Origin of the sequence: Dyella marensis (genome assembly GCF_049532885.1) — a bacterium.
Lineage (GTDB): Bacteria > Pseudomonadota > Gammaproteobacteria > Xanthomonadales > Rhodanobacteraceae > Dyella_D > Dyella_D marensis.
The window spans coordinates 772,295-785,340 of the sequence record NZ_CP064029.1 but is presented as its reverse complement, the minus strand read 5'-3'; the positions used below and the strand labels follow the sequence as shown (position 1 = coordinate 785,340).

Here is a 13,046-nt window from a genome sequence, read left to right as displayed (position 1 = left end):
GCCGCCGCATGCTGCGGCTCTACACCCATCCGGCCTGCCTGCAGCACGATCCCGGCGAAGGCCATCCCGAATCGCCCTCGCGCCTGCGCGCCGTGCTGCGCGCGCTGGACCACGACCGCTACGCCGGACTGGACCGCATCGAGGCGCCGCGCGCCACGCGCGAGCAGCTGCTGCGCGTGCACGCGGCGGAACACGTGGAGCGCATCCTCGCCATCGCGCCGGCCGACGGCACCGTGCGGCTGGACGAGGACACCCTGATGTCGCCCGGTTCCGCCGAGGCCGCCCTGCGCGCCGCCGGCGCCGTGGTGGCGGCGGTGGACATGGCCATGGCCGGCGGCGGACGCGCGTTCTGCGCGGTGCGCCCGCCGGGCCATCACGCCACGCCGGATCGCGCGATGGGCTTCTGCCTGTTCAACAACGTGGCCGTGGCCGCGGCGCATGCCATCGCCGAGCATGGCCTCAAGCGCGTGGCCATCGTCGATTTCGACGTGCACCACGGCAATGGCACGCAGGACATCTTCGAGCGCGACAGCCGCGTGATGTACGTCTCCAGCCACCAGTCGCCGCTGTATCCGCAGACCGGGCGCGCGGACGAGCGCGGCGTCGGCAATATCGTCAATGCGCCGCTGGCCGCGGGCGAGGGTTCCGAGGAATTCCGCGGACTGTGGGAAGGCGCGCTGCTGCCGAAGCTGTTCGCCTTCAAGCCGCAGCTGGTGCTGGTCTCGGCCGGCTTCGACGCCCACCGCGCCGACCCGCTGGCCCAGCTGCAGCTGGGCACCGAGGACTACACCTGGATCACCGGACGCCTGCTCGACCTGGCCCGCGCGCACGCCGCCGACCGCCTGGTCTCGACCCTGGAGGGCGGCTACGACCTCCAGGCCCTGGCCGCCAGCGTCGGCGCGCACGTCGCCGAGCTGATGGACTGAGTTCTTACGAACCGGCCGGCTTGAAATCCAGCGCCGCCGAATTGATGCAGTAGCGCAGGCCGGTCGGCTGCGGGCCGTCCGGAAAGACGTGGCCCAGGTGCGAATCGCAATGGGCGCAGCGCACCTCGATACGGCTCATGCCGTGGCTGTCGTCGGCGTGCTCGGTCACCGTGCCCGGTTCGATCGGCTGGTAGTAGCTGGGCCAGCCGGAGCCGGAGTCGTACTTGGCGTCGGAGCCGAACAGGCGGCTGTGGCAGGCGGCGCAGACGTAGGTTCCCGCGTCGTGGTGCTGGTACCACTTGCCGCTGAACGGGCGCTCGGTGGCGGAACAGCGGCAGACGGCGTACTGCTCGGGGGTGAGCTCGGCGCGCCACTCGGCATCGGTCTTGGTCAGCTTGGTCTCGCTCATGCTGAATCCTCAGGCTGGGGATGGGGGTGTTGCCTGCCGTATATGGGGTCTTTCTGCTAGCTTAACGACCTTTCCGAAACCAGCAGACCGCCATCGTGACGCCCAAGCCGACCTCGCGCCACCTGCCCCCGCGCCGCCTGCTGGCGGTTGCCGCGGCCCTCGCCCTGATGGGCGGCCAGGCCGAAGCCCAGTCGACCTCCGACGGGACCCAGGGCGCCGAGAACCAGGCCCCCGACACGCCGTCCTGCCCGCTCGGCTCGTTCCACTGCAAGCCGCGCCCGCTGAACTACACCATGTGCCGCCCGAACGCGCTGCTGGAGTTCTACGACCCGGCACTGCCCAAGGACACCACGCTGCGCGACACCGCCAACACCGAGGTGTACGCCGAGCAGGTCGACAGCTCCGACCAGACCGTCTACCACCTGCAGGGCCGCGTGCTGATCGAGCGCGCCGACCAGAAGCTGCAGTCGGACACCGCCGACTACAACAGCGACAGCACCGACTACGACGCACGCGGCAACGTGCGCTACCAGGAAGCCGGCCAGCTGTTGAACGCCGAGCACATCCGCGGCAACACCGACTCCAGCACCGGCATCGCCGACACGGTGCGCTACCAGATGCTCGCCTCGCGCGGCAACGGCACGGCCCAGCAGGGCCAGATGCTGGACGCGCAGCGCACCCACTACACCCGCGTCAGCTATTCCACCTGCGACGTGGGCCACCACCTGTGGGAAGTGCGTTCGAAGGACCTGCGCATCGACAAGGAAACCGGCGTGGGCACGGCGCACGGCGCCACCATGCGCTTCGCCAACGTGCCGTTCCTGTACCTGCCCTACTTCACGTTCCCGATCGACGACCGGCGCAAGAGCGGTTTCCTGTATCCGACCTTCAGCAACTCCAACCGCTCCGGCTTCATGCTGGGCGCGCCGTACTATCTCAACCTGGCGCCGAACTACGACGCCACGCTGGAGCCGCGCATCTACACTTCGCGCGGCCTGATGCTGGCCGGCGAGTTCCGCTATCTGAACCTGATCCCGGGCACCACCGGCCAGCTGAATATCGAATACCTGCACAACGACCGCGGCGCCAACGACCCGGACAGCGTGGAGCAGACCAAGGGCGACGACCGCTACCTGGTGAAGTTCAACGACCAGTCGCACCTGATCGGCCCGTGGACCTTCACCACCAGCATCAACCGCGCCTCGGACCGCAACTACCTGCGCGACTTCGGCAACGACCTGTACACCTCGGCGATCGGCACGCTGACCTCCAGCGCCTACGTCGTGGGCGGCGGCAACTGGTGGACCGCGACGTTCGGCGCGGATAGCTACCAGAACGTCGACCCGACCCTGCCGGACAGCGCCGTGCAGTACAAGCGCTGGCCGCGGGCGACCTTCAACGTCAACCTGCCGCTGCAGAAGTGGCTGGAATTCGGCGCCAGCACCGAGGCGGTGGCGTTCCGCAAGGACGACGTGGTCGAAGGCAACCGCCTGGACCTGTACCCCTACCTGGCGGCGGATTTCCGCGGCGCGGCGTGGTTCATCCGGCCGAAGGTGGCCTACCGCTACACCACTTATGAACTGAGCGGCGGCTACGACCGCTACGGCTACTACACGCCGCTGAGCACGGGCCAGACTTCGCCGTTCACCAACCGCTCGCCCAGCCGCTCGGTGCCGATCACCAGCCTGGATACCGGCCTGGTGTTCGACCGCCTCACCACGCTGTTCGGCAAGGGCTATACGCAGACCCTGGAGCCGCGGCTGTACTACCTGTACGTGCCGTACCGCAACCAGAACAACCTGCCGCTGTTCGACACCAACCTGATGTCGTTCGACTACTGGCAGCTGTTCTCGCCGAACCAGTATTCCGGCGCGGACCGGCAGATGAATGCGAACAACCTGACCGCGGCGCTGACCACGCGCCTGCTGGACGACAACGGCGTGGAACGCCTGTCGGCCAGCTTCGGCCAGATCCGCTACTTCAACCAGCAGCGCGTGCAGCTGCCGAACAGCAACAACACCACCGGCGCGCCGACCGACTGGTCCGGCTCCAACTACGTGGCCCAGCTGAACATGCAGCTGGACGACGACTGGCGCCTGAGCACGCAGTACCAGTGGGACCCGCACAAGCGCCAGCAGGGCGGCGTCGACATCACCGGCAAGGCGTACTTCATCGGCCGCAGCACCGACCTGGCCGCGTTCAGCGTGCAGCGCCGGATCGGTACGGACGGCATCCTCAACTTCTCCTACCGCTACCGCCGCGGCCTGCTGGAACAATACGACGCCTCCGCGGTCTACCCCGTTTCCGAACGCTGGCGCCTGGTCGGCCGCTGGACGTACTCGGTGATGGAGAAGCGGACGGTGGAAGCGCTGGCCGGCGTGGAATACGACAGTTGCTGCGTCGCGGTGCGCGTGGTGGGCCGCCACTACGTCAACACCTACAACTTCGCCACCGCCAACGCCCGCGCCAACAACGCCATCATGTTCGAGCTGCAGTTCAAGGGTCTGGGCGCCTTCAACGGCCAGACGGAAGGGGTGCTGCGCCGTGGTATCCTTGGCTATCAATAACTTCCCGGTCGCCGCCTGAGGCGATTGAAGGTCCCAAACGTAATGAAACAGCCTTTCGCGTTGTTCCTGCTCGCGGTTGCCGCAGCCGTCGTCGTTCCCGCCCACGCCCAGCTGCTGCCCGGCGCCCAGGCCAACCAGCCGCTGGACCGCATCGTGGCCGTGGTGGACGACGGCGTGATCCTGCAGAGCGAACTCAATGACGCCGTCCGCTCGGTGCAGCAGCAGTACGCCAGCCAGCCGGGCCAGCTGCCGCCGATGGACGTGCTGCAGCGCCAGGTGCTCGACCGCCTCGTGCTGATGAAGCTGCAGGTGCAGAAGGCCGACGACCAGGGCATCCGCGTGTCCGACGCCGACGTCGACCAGGCCGTGGGCGCCGTGGCCCAGCAGAACAAGATGTCCGCCGACCAGCTGCGCGCCGCGGTGGAACAGGAAGGTTCCAGCTTCGCCGCGTTCCGCCAGCAGCTGCGCGAGCAGCTGATCGCCCAGCGCCTGCACGAGAGCGTGGTGCGCGATTCGGTCAACGTCACCGACAGCGAGATCAACAACCTGCTGGCCAGCCCCACCTACAAGGCCGGCGAGATCCACCTCGCGCACATCCAGATCGGCGTGCCCTCCGGCGGCGACGCCGCGGCGATCGCCGCGGCGCAGAAGAAGGCCGAGGAAGCCATCAACGCGGTGCACGGCGGCATGGATTTCAAGGCCGCGGCGATCCGCTACTCCGACGCCCAGGACGCCCTCGAAGGCGGCGACCTCGGCTGGCGCCGCATGGACGAAGTGCCGCCGGCCTTCGCCGACGCCGTCGCCGGCATGAAGGTGGGCGACGTCAGCCCGGCCCTGCGCGGCCCCACCGGCTTCCACATCATCAAGCTGATGGAACAGCGCGCGCCGACCCGCCAGGTGGTGCCGGAATTCCACGCCCGCCAGATCCTGATCAAGCCCAGCGAAATCGTGACGCCGGAGCAGGCCCGCCAGAAGGCCGAGGACCTGTACAACCGCATCGTCAACAAGAAGGAAGACTTCGCCAAGCTGGCCAAGGACGAGTCCAAGGACAACACCACCGCCAACAACGGCGGCGACATGGGCTGGTTCCCGCAGCAGGCCTGGGGCACCACCATCGCCCAGCAGATCGGCGACCTGAAGGACAACGAGGTCTCCAAGCCGTTCCAGAGCGAAGCCGGCTGGCACATCATGCAGCGCCTGGGCATGCGCCAGAGCGACCTGACCGACCAGATCGCGCGCGACCAGGCCCGCCAGGCCATCGGCAACCGCAAGGCCGAGCAGGCCTACGAGGACTTCCTGCGCGACATGCGCTCCAGCGCCTACGTCAACATCCTGGTGCCGGAACTGCGCGACCCCGCGCCGGGCAAGTCCTCCTGAGGGATGCCTTGAACGCGGTCGCGCTGCCCCGGCTCGCCGTCACCGCTGGCGAACCGGCGGGCGTCGGCCCCGAGCTGCTGATCCGATTGGCCGCCACTTCGCTGGCGGCCAATTTCATTGCGGTCACCGATCGCGGCCTGCTCGAGCGCGCCGCGCGGCGCTGCGGCAGCAGGATCGAACTGATCGACGACGATGGCGCGCCACTCGGCGAGCGCCCTGCCGGCACGCTGCGCGTGCGGCATATCCCGCTGGCCGCCGAGGAACGCCCCGGCCAGCCGGATCCGCGCAATGCCACCCACGTGCTGACCACCCTGGCCGAAGCCGCCGACGGCTGCATGAGCGGCCGCTACGAAGCCGTGGTCACCGCGCCGCTGCAGAAGGCCTCGATCAACGACGCCGGCATCCGCTTCAGCGGCCACACCGAATTCTTCGCCGAGCGCAGCCGCAGCGACGTGGTGATGATGCTGGCCAGCCCGGAACTGCGCGTGGCGCTGGCCACCACGCACCTGCCGCTGGCCGCGGTGTCCGCCGCGATCACCGCCGCAGGCCTGACCCGCACGCTGCGCATCGTGCACGCGGAGCTGCGCGACAAGTTCGGCTTCACCGCGCCGCGCATCGCGGTGCTGGGCCTGAATCCGCATGCCGGCGAGGCCGGGCACCTGGGCCGCGAGGAGCTCGACACGATCGCGCCGGTGATGGAAGCGCTGCGCACCGAAGGCATGCAGCTGCTCGGCCCGCTGCCGGCCGACACCGCCTTCGTACCCGCGCAGCGCGCCGGCTACGACGCGGTGGTGGCGATGTACCACGACCAGGCGCTGCCGGTGCTCAAGAGCGAAGCCTTCGACCGCACCGTCAATCTCACGCTCGGCCTGCCCTTTATCCGCACCTCGGTGGACCACGGCACGGCGCTGGACCTGGCCGGCAGCGGCCGCGCCGATCCGTCCAGCCTGATCGCCGCCGCGCGCATGGCGCTCGACCTGTCCGCCCGCCGCGCCGCACGCGGCTGAGCCCGCTTTCCGGAATGCCATGAACGCCCGCCCCAAGAAAAGCTTCGGCCAACACTTCCTCCACGAGAAGCGCTACATCGAGCGCATCGTCAGCTCGATCGCGCCCAGGCCTGCGGACGTGGTGGTAGAGATCGGCCCCGGCGAGGGCGCGCTCACCCTGCCCCTGCTGGCCGCGGCCGGCAAGCTCACCGCGATCGAGCTGGACACCGACCTGATCCCCGGCCTGCAGGCACGCGCGGATGCGGTGGGCGAGCTGCGCATCGTGCACTCCGACGTGCTGAAGGTGGATTTCACCGCGCTGGCGCGCGAGCTCGGCGTGGAGCGCGTGCGCATCGCGGGCAACCTGCCGTACTACATCTCCAGCCCCATCCTGTTCCATTGCGTGGACCACGCCGCGGCGATCCAGGACATGCACTTCATGCTGCAGAAGGAAGTGGTCGACCGCATGGCGGCCGAGCCCGGCAGCAAGGTGTATGGACGTCTATCCGTGATGCTGCAGCTGGCCTGCCGGGTGGAGCCGCTGTTCACCGTACCGCCCGGCGCGTTCCGCCCGCCGCCGAAGGTGGACTCGGCCGTGGTGCGCGTGGTGCCGCTGCCGCCGGAACAGCGCCACGACGCGGATCCCGAGCGCGTCTACGCCATCGTCAAGGCCGCCTTCGCGCAGCGGCGCAAGACCCTGAGCAACGGCCTGAAACAGTTGATGGACGCGGCCGCGATCGAAGCGGCAGGCATCGACCCCAAGGCGCGCGCCGAAACCCTGGCGCCGCTGGATTTCGTCCGGCTGGCCAAGGTGCCAACCGCGACGTGACAAGCGCGCCGCGGGCATGCCCGGTTCAGGCGTGCGCGGTCAGGCTTGCTCCATGCGTGTCGGCAAGCCTTACAATCCCGTCATGACCGAGAAAGCCTCCTACACGATCGACGTGCAGGTCGAAACACGCTTCGTCCCCGACCAATCCAAGCCCGGCGACAACCGCTATGTGTTCGCCTACACCGTCACGCTGCACAACGCCGGCGACGTGCCCGCGCGCCTGATCGCCCGCCACTGGGTGATCACCGATGCCAACGGCAAGGTGGAGGAAGTGCGCGGCGAGGGCGTGGTCGGCGAGCAGCCGTGGATGCGTCCCGGCGACGACTACGAATACACCTCCGGCGCGGTGCTGGAGACCGCGGTAGGCATCATGCAGGGCAGCTACCAGATGCTGGCCGACGACGGCACCCATTTCGAGGCACCGATCGCGCCGTTCACCCTGTCCATCCCGCGTACGCTGCACTGATGGCTACGTATGCGATCGGCGACGTGCAGGGCTGCCTCCCCGAACTGCAACGCCTGCTGGAAAAACTGCGCTTCGACCCGGCCGCCGACCGGCTGTGGTTCTGCGGCGACCTGGTCAACCGCGGCGGGCAGTCGCTGGAAACCCTGCGCCTCATCCACAGCCTGCGCGAGCAGGTGGTGCTCACCCTGGGCAACCACGACCTGAGCCTGCTGGCCATCGCGCAGCGGCGGCCGGAGGCGCAGTCCAAGGTCAATCCCGAGCTGCGCGAAGTGCTGTTCGCGGACGACGCGCCGGTGCTGTTCGAATGGATGCGCTCGCAGAAGCTGATGCACCACGACGAAGCCCTGGGCTGGACCATGGTGCACGCCGGCCTGGCGCCGATCTGGACCCTGCGCCAGGCGCTGCGCTCGGCGCAGGAAGTGGAGCGCGAGCTGTCCAGCCCGCGCCACGGCCGCATCCTGAAGAACCTGTTCGGCAACCGCCCGGCGGCCTGGACCAGCCGCCTGCAGGGCATCGAGCGCATGCGCGCCTCGATCAACACCTTCACGCGGATGCGCTACTGCGACATCCACGGCCGCATCGATTTCGAGAGCAAGGACATCCCCGGCACGCAGAAGCCGGGCATGTATCCGTGGTTCGAGGTGCCGGGCATGAAGCGGCGCGAGAGCCGCATCGTGTGCGGGCACTGGTCGGCGCTGGGCCGCTTCGCGGGCTTAGGTGTTTATGCCATCGACACCGGCTGCGTGTGGGGCGGCAAGCTCACCGCGCTGCGCCTGGACAGCGAGGAGCCGCAGTACATCACCGTGGATGCCGAACCGCACCGCAAGCGGGTGCCGGGCGAGGACTGAGCTCCAGCGCCGATGCGGAAAAGGAAAAAGGCGGCCGATGGCCGCCTTTTTCGTGCGCGATGCCGGCTGGCGTCAGCTCAGCTGGCCATGGCAATGCTTGAACTTCTTGCCCGAGCCGCAGGGGCAGGGATCGTTGCGGCCGACTTTCGGGCCTTCGTTGCCCGCGGCCACGGCGGCGCTGAGGCTGCCGGCGGCCACGGCTTCCGGATCGGCGCCCAGCGCACCGACCGGGGCGCCGCCGCCGGTGGCCTGCATCTGGCGCGACAGGCGCTCGGCCATGCGCTGCTGCTCGGCCTCCATCGCGGCGACTTCTTCCTCGCTGCGGATGCGGATGCGCGCCAGCATCTGGATCACTTCGGTCTTGATGCGGTCGAGCATGTTGGAGAACAGCTCGAACGACTCGCGCTTGAACTCCTGCTTGGGCTGCTTCTGCGCATAGCCGCGCAGATAGATGCCCTGGCGCAGGTAATCCATGCTGGCCAGGTGCTCCTTCCAGGCGTTGTCCAGCACGCTGAGCATGATGTGCTTCTCGAGCTGGCGCATGGTGTCGGCGCCGATCTGCTCTTCCTTGGCCTTGAACAGGTTCTCGACCGCCTCGCGCACGTGCTCGAGGATCATGCCGGCGTCGACGTCGTCCTGCTTCTCGACCCAGTGCTTCACGTCGAGCGGCAGGCCGAATTCGCTTTCCAGCTCGCGGTCCAGCGCGGGCAGGTCCCACTGGTCGTCGATGCTGTCGGCCGGCACGTGGCGGCGCACCACGCCGCTGACCACGTCGTCGCGGATGTCGGCGATGGTGTCGGCGATGCTGTCGGTTTCCAGCAGTTCGTCGCGCTGCGCATAGATGACCTTGCGCTGGTCGTTGGCGACGTCGTCGAATTCCAGCAGGTGCTTGCGGATGTCGAAGTTGTGCTGCTCGACCTTGCGCTGCGCCTTTTCGATCTGGCGGCTGACCATGCGGTCTTCCAGCGCCTCGTTTTCCTTCATGCCGAACATGCGCATCCAGCGGCCGACCCAGTCGCCGGCGAAGATGCGCAGGAGGTTGTCCTCCAGCGACAGGTAGAAGCGCGAAGAGCCCGGGTCGCCCTGGCGGCCCGAACGGCCGCGCAGCTGGTTGTCGATGCGGCGCGATTCGTGCCGCTCGGTGCCGACGATGTGCAGGCCGCCGGCTTCCAGCACCTGCTCGTGCTTCTTCTTCCACTCGGTCTTGATCTTGGCGCGTTCGGCGTCGGTGGCGGTTTCCGGCAGCGCGGCCAGGGCCGCCTCCAGGCTGCCGCCCAGCACGATGTCGGTACCGCGGCCGGCCATGTTGGTGGCGATGGTGACCGAACCCGGCGCACCGGCCTGGGCCACGATGTGCGCCTCGCGCTCGTGCTGCTTGGCGTTGAGCACTTCGTGCGGAATCCTGGCCTTGTTGAGCAGCTTGGACAAAAGCTCCGACACCTCGATCGAGGTGGTGCCCACCAGCACCGGCTGGCCGCGCTTGTGGCAGTCGGTGATGTCCTCGACCACGGCGTCGTACTTGGCCTGCTGGCCGAGGAAGACCATGTCGGCGTTGTCCTTGCGGATCATCGGCTTGTGGGTGGGGATGACCACCACTTCCAGGCCGTAGATCTGCTGGAACTCGTACGCTTCGGTGTCGGCCGTACCGGTCATGCCGGCCAGCTTCTTGTACATGCGGAACAGGTTCTGGAAGGTGATGGTCGCCAGCGTCTGGTTCTCGCGCTGGATCGGCACGCCTTCCTTCGCTTCCACTGCCTGGTGCAGGCCGTCGGACCAGCGGCGACCCACCAGGGTGCGGCCGGTGAATTCGTCGACGATCACCACCTCGCCGTCGCGGACGATGTAGTCCACGTCGCGGTGGTAGATGGCATTGGCGCGCAGTGCGGCATTCAGGTGATGCACCACGGCCAGGTTCTTGGAGTCGTACAGGCCGGTCTCGCTTTCGATCACGCCGGCGCGCTGCAGCAGTTCTTCTGCGTGCGACATGCCCTCTTCGGACAGGTGCACCTGCTTCTGCTTCTCGTCGACGAAGTAATCGCCCGGTGAGTCTTCCTTCTCCTGGCGGATCATCTTCGGCACGATCTTGTTCACCGCGATGTACAGCTGCGGGGAATCCTCGGCGGGGCCGGAGATGATCAGCGGGGTGCGCGCTTCGTCGATCAGGATCGAGTCAACCTCGTCGACGATGGCGTAGTGCAGGCCGCGCTGGTAGCGCTGGTCCTTGCTCGAGGCCATGTTGTCGCGCAGGTAGTCGAAGCCGAATTCGTTGTTGGTGCCGTAGGTGATGTCGGCGGCGTAGGCCTCGCCCTTGTCGGCGTGATTCATGCCGGGCCACACCACTCCCACGGTCAGGCCGAGGAAGTTGTACAGCTTGCCCATCTGGGCGGAGTCGCGGCGGGCCAGGTAGTCGTTCACCGTGACCACGTGCACGCCCTTGCCTTCCAGCGCATTGAGGTACACCGGCAGGGTGCCGACCAGGGTCTTGCCCTCGCCCGTGCGCATTTCGGCGATGCGGCCCGAATGCAGCACCATGCCGCCGATCATCTGCACGTCGTAATGGCGCATGCCGAGCACGCGCTTGGCGCCTTCGCGCACCACGGCGAAGGCTTCGGGCAGCAGCTTGTCCAGCGCTTCGCCGCCGGCGATGCGCTCCTTGAACTCGTCGGTCTTCGCGCGCAGCTGGGCGTCGCTCAACTTTTCGAACTCGGGCTCGAGCGCGTTGATGCGGGCGACAGACTTGGAAAGCTGCCGCAGCACGCGGTCGTTGCGGCTACCGAAAAGGCTGGTCAGGGCGCGATTGAGCATCGATCTTCCGGATCTGCATGAGTCGTAGACGCCCGCCGCCGGAGAAGGGGCGGGACGAAAGGGTTGATGATACTAGGGTCGCCGGGCGATCCCAAACGAACGCGGGCCGGGGCTTGCCCCAGCCGGTGGCCCGTATCGGCCGCAACCTCTTGCGGCAGACCCCGTCATCCTTCCCGGTGGAGTGTTTGGCGGCGCTGGAGGGGTGTTTCAAGAGGCCCCGGCGCGCGGGGCCCTGGGCTTCCGCGAGATCAGCGATGGTTGCGCACGTAGGCGAGCGGATTGACCACGTTGCCCTTGTACCAGACCTCGAAATGCACGTGCGATCCGGTGGAACGGCCGGTGGAGCCGGCCTTGGCGATCACGTCGCCCACGTGCACGCGCTGGCCCGGACGCACGATCAGCGAGCTGTTGTGCGCGTAGCGGGTCATGTAGCCGTTGCCGTGGTCGATCTCGATCACGTCGCCGTAGCCGCTGCGCAACCCCGCGAAGGTGACCATGCCTTCGGCCACCGCATGCACCGGCGTGCCGGTGGGGGCGGAGATGTCCAGGCCCGTGTGGTAGGCCGCGTGTCCGCTGAACGGATCGGGGCGGCCGCCGAAATACGAGGAGATATAGCCTTCGACCGGCATGCCGGTGGGCTTGAGATTGGATTCGATCTTGGCGTCGAGCAGCAGGCTCTGCAGCGCGTAGAGCTGGGCCTGCTGGCTGTCGAAGCGGCTGGCCAGCTGGTCGATGCCGGCATCCAGCGCCTGCGGCAGCGCGTAGGCGCTGTCGTTGACGTCCTCGACGCCGCCGACCGGGGGCTGTTCGTCGAAATTGAATTCGGTGCTGTCGAGCTTGCCCATCTGCGCCAGGCGCTCGCCCAGGGCGTTGAGGCGGGTGGACTGCGCCTGCAGCTGGCCGAGCTTGGCGGCGAGCGCATCGATGTCGCGCTGCGCGTCCTTGCGGACGTCGCCCAGCTGCACGTTCTGCTTGGACACCTGCTGATGGAGCTGGCTGATTTCGGCCAGCGCGCGGTCGCGCGGACTGGCTACCGCAAGGGCCACGGTGGCGCCGAGCGCCGCACAGGCCAGCACCGCCGCGACTGCCGTTGCGATCAGCCGATAGCGCAGGCGCCGGTCGGCCAGATCGAGGGTTTTCGGCACCCGCTTGGTGCGTGACACGAGTATGATTTGCATGTTTTTCCACGTCGAAGATGTCGGCACCCATGCAGCGCGACGTTCCCTACGCTCCCCGCCGCACCGGCTCAGGACTGAAATCCCTTACCGAATGTGGCCCCTTCGCCAAGCTGGCCCGCAAGGCCAGTGAGCTGGAGGCGTTGGATCGTGCACTGCGCCAGACGCTGCCGTCACCGCTCCGCGAGCAGGTGAGATTCGCCAACCTGCGCGACGGCCGTCTTGTGTTCCTGGCTCCTACGCCGGCGCTGGCTTCGAGGCTTCGTCTTATGCAGACGCAAATCCTCGCTGCCGCGCATGCCATCGGCGTGCGCGCCGGATACCTCACCGTGAAAGTGGCCCCCCTACCACCGGCTGAAACCTTGCCGGATCGGTCAAAACCGCTTTCGCCTGCTGCCGCAGACCACTTGAGGGCCGCGGCGATCTCTCAGACAGACAGCGAATTGCAGCGTCTGTTCCTCGAGCTGGCGTCCATCGCCGAAACTGCTGATTCCCGCAAACCGAAGGGCTGAGTTCGACTCGCCGCCCGGTTCAGACAAGACATCCTGCGATCGCCAGCGGCCGGTTCGCCCGCATTGCCCGATCGGCAGTGGCGGGTTTATAGCATGGCTCCACGGTCACGTAAGACGTTGACATCCCGAATACGTGAGTCGTGCCA

Annotated in this window: 11 protein-coding genes; 8 read left to right on the top strand and 3 right to left on the bottom strand. The window is 67.7% G+C overall.

All coding sequences use genetic code 11. From position 1 onward, the window contains the following. Positions 1 to 11 precede the first annotated feature (11 nt). Positions 12 to 926 carry a histone deacetylase family protein gene (locus ISN75_RS03440; protein WP_208399600.1) on the top strand — a complete coding sequence of 305 codons (915 nt, stop codon included), beginning with the start codon at positions 12 to 14 and terminating at the stop codon, positions 924 to 926. Positions 927 to 930: 4 nt separating this feature from the next. Here the strand turns inward: ISN75_RS03440 and msrB are convergent, their stop codons facing one another. Beyond that, on the bottom strand, positions 931 to 1,335 hold the full coding sequence (gene msrB, locus ISN75_RS03435) for a peptide-methionine (R)-S-oxide reductase MsrB (protein ID WP_167252468.1): 405 nt from the start codon (positions 1,333 to 1,335) through the stop codon (positions 931 to 933). 95 nt (positions 1,336 to 1,430) lie between these two features. Between msrB and ISN75_RS03430 the strand changes: the two genes are divergently transcribed. The 6 genes from ISN75_RS03430 to ISN75_RS03405 all read left to right on the top strand — a co-directional run bounded on the left by ISN75_RS03430 (position 1,431) and on the right by ISN75_RS03405 (position 8,408). Continuing rightward, complete coding sequence (locus ISN75_RS03430; protein ID WP_343203552.1) at positions 1,431 to 3,902, top strand: LPS-assembly protein LptD; 2,472 nt, start codon at positions 1,431 to 1,433, stop codon at positions 3,900 to 3,902. Between the two features lie 42 nt (positions 3,903 to 3,944). Continuing rightward, positions 3,945 to 5,279 (top strand): peptidylprolyl isomerase, encoded by a 1,335-nt coding sequence (locus tag ISN75_RS03425; protein ID WP_168648063.1) that lies wholly within the window; start codon positions 3,945 to 3,947, stop codon positions 5,277 to 5,279. Between the two features lie 8 nt (positions 5,280 to 5,287). Further along, positions 5,288 to 6,286, top strand: coding sequence for a 4-hydroxythreonine-4-phosphate dehydrogenase PdxA (gene pdxA / locus ISN75_RS03420; protein WP_168648062.1), 999 nt, complete (start codon positions 5,288 to 5,290; stop codon positions 6,284 to 6,286). 19 nt (positions 6,287 to 6,305) lie between these two features. After that, positions 6,306 to 7,094: a 16S rRNA (adenine(1518)-N(6)/adenine(1519)-N(6))-dimethyltransferase RsmA gene (gene rsmA / locus ISN75_RS03415; RefSeq protein ID WP_167252471.1), complete on the top strand. Its 789-nt coding sequence runs from the start codon at positions 6,306 to 6,308 to the stop codon at positions 7,092 to 7,094. Positions 7,095 to 7,176: 82 nt separating this feature from the next. Continuing rightward, entirely contained in the window at positions 7,177 to 7,560 is a 384-nt protein-coding gene (apaG, locus tag ISN75_RS03410) for a Co2+/Mg2+ efflux protein ApaG (RefSeq protein WP_167252472.1), read from the top strand. Beyond that, the gene (locus ISN75_RS03405; protein ID WP_343819403.1) at positions 7,560 to 8,408 is read left to right on the top strand and encodes a symmetrical bis(5'-nucleosyl)-tetraphosphatase; all 849 of its coding nucleotides are present in this window, start codon (positions 7,560 to 7,562) and stop codon (positions 8,406 to 8,408) included. Before apaG ends, ISN75_RS03405 begins: the two co-directional genes overlap by 1 nt. A gap of 72 nt (positions 8,409 to 8,480) precedes the next feature. Here ISN75_RS03405 and secA read toward each other — a convergent pair whose 3' ends face one another. Next, the gene (secA, locus tag ISN75_RS03400; protein WP_167252474.1) at positions 8,481 to 11,213 is read right to left on the bottom strand and encodes a preprotein translocase subunit SecA; all 2,733 of its coding nucleotides are present in this window, start codon (positions 11,211 to 11,213) and stop codon (positions 8,481 to 8,483) included. A gap of 248 nt (positions 11,214 to 11,461) precedes the next feature. After that, positions 11,462 to 12,391, bottom strand: a complete 930-nt coding sequence (locus ISN75_RS03395; RefSeq protein ID WP_167252475.1) for a M23 family metallopeptidase — start codon at positions 12,389 to 12,391, stop codon at positions 11,462 to 11,464. A gap of 29 nt (positions 12,392 to 12,420) precedes the next feature. On the opposite strand from ISN75_RS03395, the gene ISN75_RS03390 reads away from it, so the two are divergent. After that, positions 12,421 to 12,900 carry a DUF721 domain-containing protein gene (locus tag ISN75_RS03390; RefSeq protein WP_167252476.1) on the top strand — a complete coding sequence of 160 codons (480 nt, stop codon included), beginning with the start codon at positions 12,421 to 12,423 and terminating at the stop codon, positions 12,898 to 12,900. Positions 12,901 to 13,046 lie beyond the last annotated feature (146 nt).